Source organism: Propionivibrio sp. (assembly GCF_016790145.1).
GTDB lineage: Bacteria > Pseudomonadota > Gammaproteobacteria > Burkholderiales > Rhodocyclaceae > Propionivibrio.
In genome coordinates this window covers 1-7,463 of sequence record NZ_JAEUOI010000146.1, presented here as the reverse complement: position 1 = coordinate 7,463, position 7,463 = coordinate 1, and the positions used below count along the sequence as shown (strand labels likewise).

The 7,463-nt window shown below is 60.3% G+C and carries 7 protein-coding genes; 1 reads left to right on the top strand and 6 read right to left on the bottom strand.

The window, feature by feature from the left end; all coding sequences use genetic code 11:
• From JNM42_RS12065 to JNM42_RS12055, 3 genes are all read right to left on the bottom strand, one after another.
• On the bottom strand, positions 1-341 hold a 341-nt coding region (locus JNM42_RS12065; protein WP_294270044.1), incomplete at its 3' end, for a hypothetical protein.
• Positions 342-393: 52 nt separating this feature from the next.
• Complete coding sequence (locus JNM42_RS12060) at positions 394-2,046, bottom strand: MFS transporter (protein WP_294270042.1); 1,653 nt, start codon at positions 2,044-2,046, stop codon at positions 394-396.
• A 23-nt stretch (positions 2,047-2,069) separates the two neighbouring features.
• A complete protein-coding gene (locus tag JNM42_RS12055) occupies positions 2,070-3,338 on the bottom strand; it encodes a nitrate/nitrite transporter (protein WP_294270040.1) in 1,269 nt (422 codons plus the stop codon).
• Positions 3,339-3,846: 508 nt separating this feature from the next.
• Here JNM42_RS12055 and JNM42_RS12050 point away from each other — a divergent pair.
• Entirely contained in the window at positions 3,847-4,329 is a 483-nt protein-coding gene (locus tag JNM42_RS12050; protein ID WP_294270037.1) for a DUF456 domain-containing protein, read from the top strand.
• A 190-nt stretch (positions 4,330-4,519) separates the two neighbouring features.
• On the opposite strand, the gene JNM42_RS12045 is transcribed toward JNM42_RS12050, so the two are convergent.
• The 3 genes from JNM42_RS12045 to JNM42_RS12035 form a co-directional block, all read right to left on the bottom strand.
• The gene (locus JNM42_RS12045) at positions 4,520-5,803 is read right to left on the bottom strand and encodes a Y-family DNA polymerase (RefSeq protein WP_294270035.1); all 1,284 of its coding nucleotides are present in this window, start codon (positions 5,801-5,803) and stop codon (positions 4,520-4,522) included.
• Between the two features lie 102 nt (positions 5,804-5,905).
• Entirely contained in the window at positions 5,906-6,379 is a 474-nt protein-coding gene (umuD, locus tag JNM42_RS12040; RefSeq protein WP_294270033.1) for a translesion error-prone DNA polymerase V autoproteolytic subunit, read from the bottom strand.
• 210 nt (positions 6,380-6,589) lie between these two features.
• Positions 6,590-7,291 (bottom strand): hypothetical protein, encoded by a 702-nt coding sequence (locus JNM42_RS12035; RefSeq protein WP_294270030.1) that lies wholly within the window; start codon positions 7,289-7,291, stop codon positions 6,590-6,592.
• Positions 7,292-7,463 lie beyond the last annotated feature (172 nt).

The window sequence follows — 7,463 nt, the reverse complement described above, 5'->3', positions numbered from 1 at the left end:
ACCAGCGGATATTTGACGCGGTTGGCGCTGTACAGGTACCAGCTATAACTGGCGCCGCGCGCGCAGCCGCGCGGCTCGTGGTTGGGCATGTCCCAGCGTGTGCGCGGGTAGTCGGTCTGCTGGGTTTCCCAGGTGACGATGCCGCCCTTGACGTAGATCTTCCACGAGCACGAACCCGTGCAGTTCACGCCATGGGTCGAGCGCACGATCTTGTCGTGCGCCCAGCGGTTGCGGTAGGTGTCCTCCCAGGTACGGTCTTCCCCCGTGGCTACGCCGTGGCCGTCGGAGAACGATTCCCGTGCTTGGGAGAAATAGGTCAGTCGATCGAGAAAGTGGCTCATGCGGTTTCCCCAGAAGGGTTCGTTGAAATGGAAGCGACAGGGTTAAGGACAATCAGGGATTCTTTACGTAGGCATTGGCGCGCAGGTAGAACCACCAGTTCAGCACCAGGCACAGTGCGTAGAAGATGGCAAAGCCGTACATCGCGTTTTGCGGTGTGCCGGCCTTGATCTGGGCACCGATGACGACCGGGGCGATGAAGGCGCCGTAAGCGGCAACGGCCGAAGTCCAGCCGAGCACCGGGCCGGCTTGCTGCCGGTCGAAAATAAAGCCGATGCTGCGGAAGGTGGAGCCGTTACCGATCCCGCTGGAGGTAAACAGAACCACGAACAATGCCATGAACGCCAGGAAGTACTGCTCGGGTTGTGCCGAGTTGTAGGCCAGCAGCATCACGTAGCCGACCGCGCCCGAGGCCACCACCATCACCGCGGAGATGATCTGCGTCACGATGGACCCGCCGACTTTGTCTGAAATCCAGCCGCCGATGGGTCGCACTGCGGCCCCGACGAAAGGGCCGATCCAGGCGTAGGTCAGCGCCGAGGGCGCGTTGGGGTTCTTCAGGGCGTGCGAGAAAACGCCGGTGACCGGATCCGCCACGTGCTGGAAGCCAAAGATCACGGTGATGGCCAGTGGCAGCGCCATGGAAAAACCGATGAAGGAGCCGAAAGTCACGATGTAGAGCGCTGTCATCGACCAGGTGTGCTTGTTCCTGAAGATCTGGAACTGCTTGGCCACGCCTTCCTTCATCGGGCCGAAGGCCGCCAGACGCATCACCAGCAGGGCACTGACGATGTCGAGCGGAATTGCCACCCACATGCTGATCAGGCCCAGACCGGTAGGCGCTGGCAGGTACAGGTACAACCCGAACATTGCCGGTATGAAGGCCAGCGTGTACAGGTAGGTCACTTTGGCGAAGGCGACAATCGGGTTGCCGGTGTCCGGCGAAACGGTTTTGAGGTTGTTCATGCCGAACCAGCACAGAATGGACAGGGGCACCAGCGAGAGCACCCAGGCGAAGCCGGCGTTCTGAATCCAGGTCGGGGTTCCCGCAACAATCTTGCCGAATATCCAGCCGCTGTCCTTGACCAGCTTGGTCGATTCACCGCCGAAGTCGCCGAAGATGCTCACCGTCATCACCAGCGGGATCACGATCTGCATGGTCGTCACGCCGAAGTTTCCGAGGCCGGCGTTGAGCCCGAGCGCTGTGCCCTGCAGGCGCTTCGGGAAGAAGGTGCTGATGTTGGACATGGAACTGGCAAAGTTTCCGCCGCCGACGCCGGACCACAGCGCCATCAACTGGAATGCCCACAAGGGCCATGTCGGGTGCTGCAACGCGATGCCGGTGCCGATGGCGGGTGCCAGCAACATGGCGGTGGTCAGAAAGATCGTATTGCGCCCACCCGCCAGGCGGATCAGGAACGAGGCCGGAATGCGCATCGTGGCGCCGGAGATTCCGGCAATGGCGGTCAGCGTGAATAGCTCGGCCTGGGTGAAGGGGAAGCCCAGATTGAGCATCTGCACCGTGATGATGCCCCACATGCCCCACACCGCGAAGCCGCACAGAAGAGCCGGGATCGAGATCCACAGGTTGCGGTTGGCGATGTGCTTGCCTTTCGATTCCCAGAATGCCTCGTTCTCGACATCCCATTCGGCGATGTCGGCGCCCGAGTTAGTGCTAACTGTTGCTGTCATTTGCTTCGCTGTCATGGTTGTACCCCTGGTTTGAATGCCTACTCAAGCACGTCCACGCACTCTGCCGCGCTCAATTTCTGTTGGCTTTTATGGATGGGACGCACCTCGGTGAAGTACATCCACAGCAAGGAAACCCAGATGATGCCGAACATCAGCATGAAGGCCGAGGAGCGGACGCCGGTCAGATCGACCAGGGCGCCGAAGATGATCGGAAGCAGGAAGCCGCCCATGCCGCCGGCAAGTCCGACAATTCCCGAAATGACGCCGATGTTGTGCGGAAAATCGTCGGAGATGTACTTGAATACCGAGGCCTTGCCGATCGCGAAGGCGATACCCATGGTAAACATGAGGGCGGTGAAGACCCAGACGTTAAGACCGATATGGAAGGATTGCGGACCACTCACCGTCATGATCGTCAGTTGCGTCTGCGGATACGACAGGAAGAAGAGGCAGAGCAACGACACCCAGAGCACCCACCAGGTGACGGTATGGGCGCCGAACTTGTCGGAGAAATGGCCACCAATGGCGCGCAGGATGCCGCCCGGAATGCTGAATGCGGCGGCCAGCAGCGCTGCCGTCTGCAGGTTGAAGCCGTATTCGGTGATGTAATACTTTGTCATCCACAGCGCCATGGCCACATAACCGCCAAAGACAATCGAGTAGTACTGGCAGTAGCGCCAGACCCGCGGGTCTTTCAGCGCCAGCAGTTGCTCGCGGACGGTGATGGTCTTGCTGACCTTGTGCGCGGGATCGGAATAGGTCAGGAACCAGAAAGCGATCGCCGTGACCAGCATCAGCACCGCATAAACCCTGGGCACCATCGTCCAGCCCCAGCCGACGACGATCATCGGCGCAACCAGCTTGGTCACCGCCGCGCCGGTGTTGCCGGCGCCAAAGATTCCCATCGCCAGTCCCTGCCGGTTGCGCGGAAACCAGCGCGCACAGTAGGCGATACCGACGGTGAATGAGCCACCGGCGACGCCGACGAAGAGTCCCGTAACGAGGTAATGCCAGAATTCGGTGCCGAGCGAGATCATCCAGATCGGAATCACTGTGGACAACATCAGGATGAAGAAGACGATGCGGCCACCGAACCGGTCGGTCCACATGCCGAGCGGCAGACGGATGAGCGAGCCGGTGAGCACCGGCATGGCGATCAGGACGCCGAACTGGGTTTCGTTGAGGCCAAGGGTCTGCTTGATCGGAATGCCGATCACCGCGAACATCATCCAGATCATGAAGCACACCGTGAAAGCCAGCGTACTCATCACCACCACGGACCACTGCTTGTACTTCTCCGATGCCACGGACTACCCCTTTCGCGCTTGATTCATTGGCAGCAAGTCTGGGGCGCAGAGGCACAGCTCGTCTTTGATTTATATCAAATAACAATCGCCAGTGTCTTGAAAAAACTAATATATTCAGTTCCTTGCATTGGTGAGCGGCCGGTACTCCGGTCTCGTTTGCGGGCCATGCCCATAAAACTGGCATTGACCGGTTTTGCTCCGTCAGTGATACTCCGCTCTGCCTTTTCAATCCCTGTTCTCCAGCACACCTGAGGACAGGATGAACCGGCATGAGCTACCGGCATCGTGGCGAGCATGGGGACAGGCAATGCCCTGTTCGGAATCCGCTTGATGTACCTGCTTTTCTTTTCACCTTTGCGTCTTTGCGGTGGATTTTTGATTTATTCACAGCCTCTGAGCGCGACCTGAAAAGCCGTAAGGCTGTTCCAACCAGTCCTTGGCCACCTCGGTATCGATCGCCTTCACGGGTACCATTACGTCTGGCGCACCACATCAACCCAAAACCAACGTGAGCGATACTCTTCTGTGGATACTGAGCCTTGCGCTCATCCTCGCCGGCCTGGCCGGTACGGTGCTGCCGGCGCTGCCGGGAACGCTGCTCGTCCTGGCGGGCGTCGTGCTCGGCGCCTGGATCGACGATTTCAGCCGGGTCGGCTGGGGCACCGTGGCCGCAGTCACCCTGCTGGCGGTGCTGGCCTGGGGGCTTGACTACGCGGCCGGCCTGCTCGGCGCCCAGCGCGCCGGCGCCAGCCGCCAGGCCATCATCGGTGCGGCTCTCGGCACGGTGGCGGGAATCTTCATGGGGCTGGTCGGCGTGCTGTTCATGCCGCTGGTGGGCGCCGCAGTCGGCGAGTACCTGGCACGCCAGGACGGTCAGCGTGCCGTCAAGGTGGGTGTTGCAACCTGGCTGGGTATCATGGCCGGACTGGTCGCCAAGGTCGTGATCGCCTTCATGATGATCGGCATCTTCGTTGCCGCGCTGCTGATCTGAGCCCACCGAGCCACTTCGGCGAACAGTCGATGCGGCGCAAACACCCAGAGGCTGTGAATCAATGGATATACACCTCCCAAGCCGTCATTCCGGCGCAAGCCGGAATCCAGTACCTTACTCTGCTATCCATTAAAACGATCGGATAAACGAGCTGGACCCCGGCTTCCGCCGGGGTGACGAGCAGCCTCCGTCAGCCGGCTTTCACCGTCGGCAGGCCGGCCCACTCGGTTGTATACCCCGGCGACAAATGACCCCGTTTCATTTGCCATTCCTTGTCCAGGCCTTCGGCCGCCAGACGCAGCGTGCCGCGACCCCAGCGCGCATTGATCTGATCCAGCGCCTGCATCAGGCGCCCGTTCGCGTGCGTGGCCCGAGGGCTGGAGAACAGGGAAAGTTGATTGTGCAGGCGCGGGCGGATGTCCGAGAGCATGACGCCGGCCTTCTGGTAGGCAAAACCCGGCCGATAGATTCGTTTCAGGATCCGCCGCCCCCAGCGCGCCAGAAATCGACTATCCGCCGTGGCTTCGGGCAAAGGCACCGTGACCGCCTTCTGATAGTGTGGCTCGGAAGGATTGAACGGACTGGTGCGGATGTAAACCGTCAGCGCACCGGCCAGCGAGCCTTGCTGGCGCAGCTTTTCCGCTGCACGGCTGAGATAACTGGCCACTGCCTCCTGCAGCGCCTCAAGCTCATAGACCCGCTCGCCAAAGGAGCGGCTGCAGATGATCTGCTGCTTGTCCGGCACCACCTCCTCCAGCGCCAGACACGAGATGCCGCGCAGTTCGCGCAGCGTGCGTTCCAGCACCACCGAAAAACGGGCGCGCAGGGTCTCCGCGTCGGCATCGCGAAGATCCCTAACCGTGCCGATTCCCATCGCCTGCAGCCGTGGCGTAAGCTTGCGGCCGACGCCCCAGACTTCGCCGACGTCGATCCGGGCCAGCAGCGCATCCAGATCCGCCGTCGGCATGATCGTGAAGTCACAGACACCCGCCGCACCGGCCAGATTCTTCTTGGCGCAGTGGTTGGCCAGCTTGGCCAGGGTTTTCGTCGGCGCGATGCCGACGCAAACGGTAAGCCCCAGCCAGCGCTGAACCCGCTCGCGGATTTGCCGCCCGTACTCGGCCAGGCCCGTGCCTTCGAAGCCGGCCACGTCGAGAAAGGATTCGTCGATCGAGTAGACCTCGATGTCCGGCGAGAACTGCGCCAGAACCTCGACCACGCGATTGCTCATGTCGGCATACAGCGCATAGTTCGAAGAAAAGGCGACAATGCCATGCCGCCTGGCCTGCTCACGGATCCTGAACCAGGGCACCCCCATGGGAATGCCCAGTGCCTTGACCTCGGCGCTGCGGGCGACCACGCAACCATCGTTGTTCGAGAGCACCACCACCGGCACGCCGGCCAGCCGGGGGTCGAACAGCTTCTCGCAACTCGCGTAGAAGTTGTTGCAATCGACCAGTGCAAAAATCGGCATAAGCGCTGTCCTGAACCCAGATCGTCCTTCCGGAGCAAGCCGGAATCCACCTTCAGATCGTCATTCCGGCGCACGCCGGAATCCAGCGCCTGCCAATAATGTTCATATCGGCAGCCGCTTGAATTTGCCTATCACGACGCCCCACACGAGCAGATCCAGGCCTTCGCGGATCTCGATGGGCGGATAGTCCTGATTCTCGGAAACCAGCGCCACCCGGCCGGCGCGCCGATAAAGACGCTTCACCAGCCGTTCTCCATTGATGAAGGCCACCACGATATGACCATGCTGCGGCGCGATGCTGCGATCGACGACCAGCACGTCGCCGGCAAAGATTTCAGCGCCTTCCATCGATCGGCCTTCGACCGGGAAGAAGAACGTGGATACCGGGTTGCGTATGAGATAGGTGTTGATGTCGAGCCGCCGGTCCTCATAATCCGCCGCCGGCGAGGGGAAACCCGCCGATACCTTGCCGGAATCGAGCGGCAGGGCGCAGGGCAAGGCAGCAAGCGCAGGCCGGTGGATATCGTTGAAAAACGCGGCGGCGATCGACTCGGGAACGGGCAGGACGGAAGACATGGCGAAAGGCACTCGGCGCTTGAATACTGTAATTATATCCAGCAATCTGGCGCCGGGGGATCTATTGGTGCGTTCGGCATCGTTCCGTGCGCACGGCCACATCAGGCTTTTACCATTCGGCCAATTACGGACTCAGCCTCAAATATTGTTACGTCATCACCCTGCGCGCGGAGGCTTTCACGTTAACTTATTCGGCAGGCTGCTGCATCGCTAGATGACCTTCCTGTCTCTAACATAGGCGTGCCTGAGCGAGGGAATACTCGCCTTCAGCCATTCTGCATCGGGCGCTGAGACTCGACCACATGCTGCGACTACCAAGTGCTCAAGCCTGGGGAACAGCTTTGGAAGGACAGCCAAGCTTTCAAGGTTGCGGCACCGATGAATTTCCAGGTGCCGCAAGCTCGGAATTGTAGGTAGGCCATCGAGTGTGGCTGCACTTGCCCAATTGATCTGGAGTTCCTCAAGGGTATCGGGTACCTGGAGGCCGGCGAAGCCCTTGCTTTTCAGCGAGCAGTGCCAGATATGCAGGCGCTTGAGATTCAGCGAACCGAGGCCTGTGTCTGTTGCTTTGTAGTGCCAAACGACCTGCTGTAGTGACCTCAGGCGCGAGAAGTCGATTGCTGGCCGCTTTGGATGGACCCCGAAGCTTCTCAAGGCTGACAGCGCGTAGAGGGCTTCGATGTTCTTGAGCGCAACGTCCCAGAACCACACAGAATCCAGCCTTGGCAGTTCAGTCAGCGCATCCAGTGAAGTTTCAGTAAAGCCAAAGCATGGCGAGCCAAAGACGCTCTTGTACGGATGAAGTTTGGCCTCTTGAATGCATGCTGAGAGGTTGACAGACTCCAGGCCCAGGCTTGGTGTTTCAGCCAAGTCATGCGAAACAAGGAAGTGGCCTTCGCGTGCAATGGGCATTCTCAGCAGCTTAACGTCTGAAATCACCGGCGGTGCGCGGCTTCATCGCGCAGCGTCCGGTGGATTGATGGGTTAGCGCACAGGCTCACGGCTGCTGTGTCTCGAAGATGAGTTTGAGACCAAGCAAAGACATGATTGCCCCAGCCGTGCGATCAAGCCATGCTTTCGATGC

Coding starts and splice junctions, on each gene's coding strand:
- JNM42_RS12060 (WP_294270042.1), bottom strand. CDS start 2,046: ATGACAGCGAAGCAAATGACAGCAACAGTTAGCACTAACTCGGGCGCC.
- JNM42_RS12045 (WP_294270035.1), bottom strand. CDS start 5,803: ATGCCGATTTTTGCACTGGTCGATTGCAACAACTTCTACGCGAGTTGC.
- umuD (WP_294270033.1), bottom strand. CDS start 6,379: ATGTCTTCCGTCCTGCCCGTTCCCGAGTCGATCGCCGCCGCGTTTTTC.
- JNM42_RS12035 (WP_294270030.1), bottom strand. CDS start 7,291: ATGCCCATTGCACGCGAAGGCCACTTCCTTGTTTCGCATGACTTGGCT.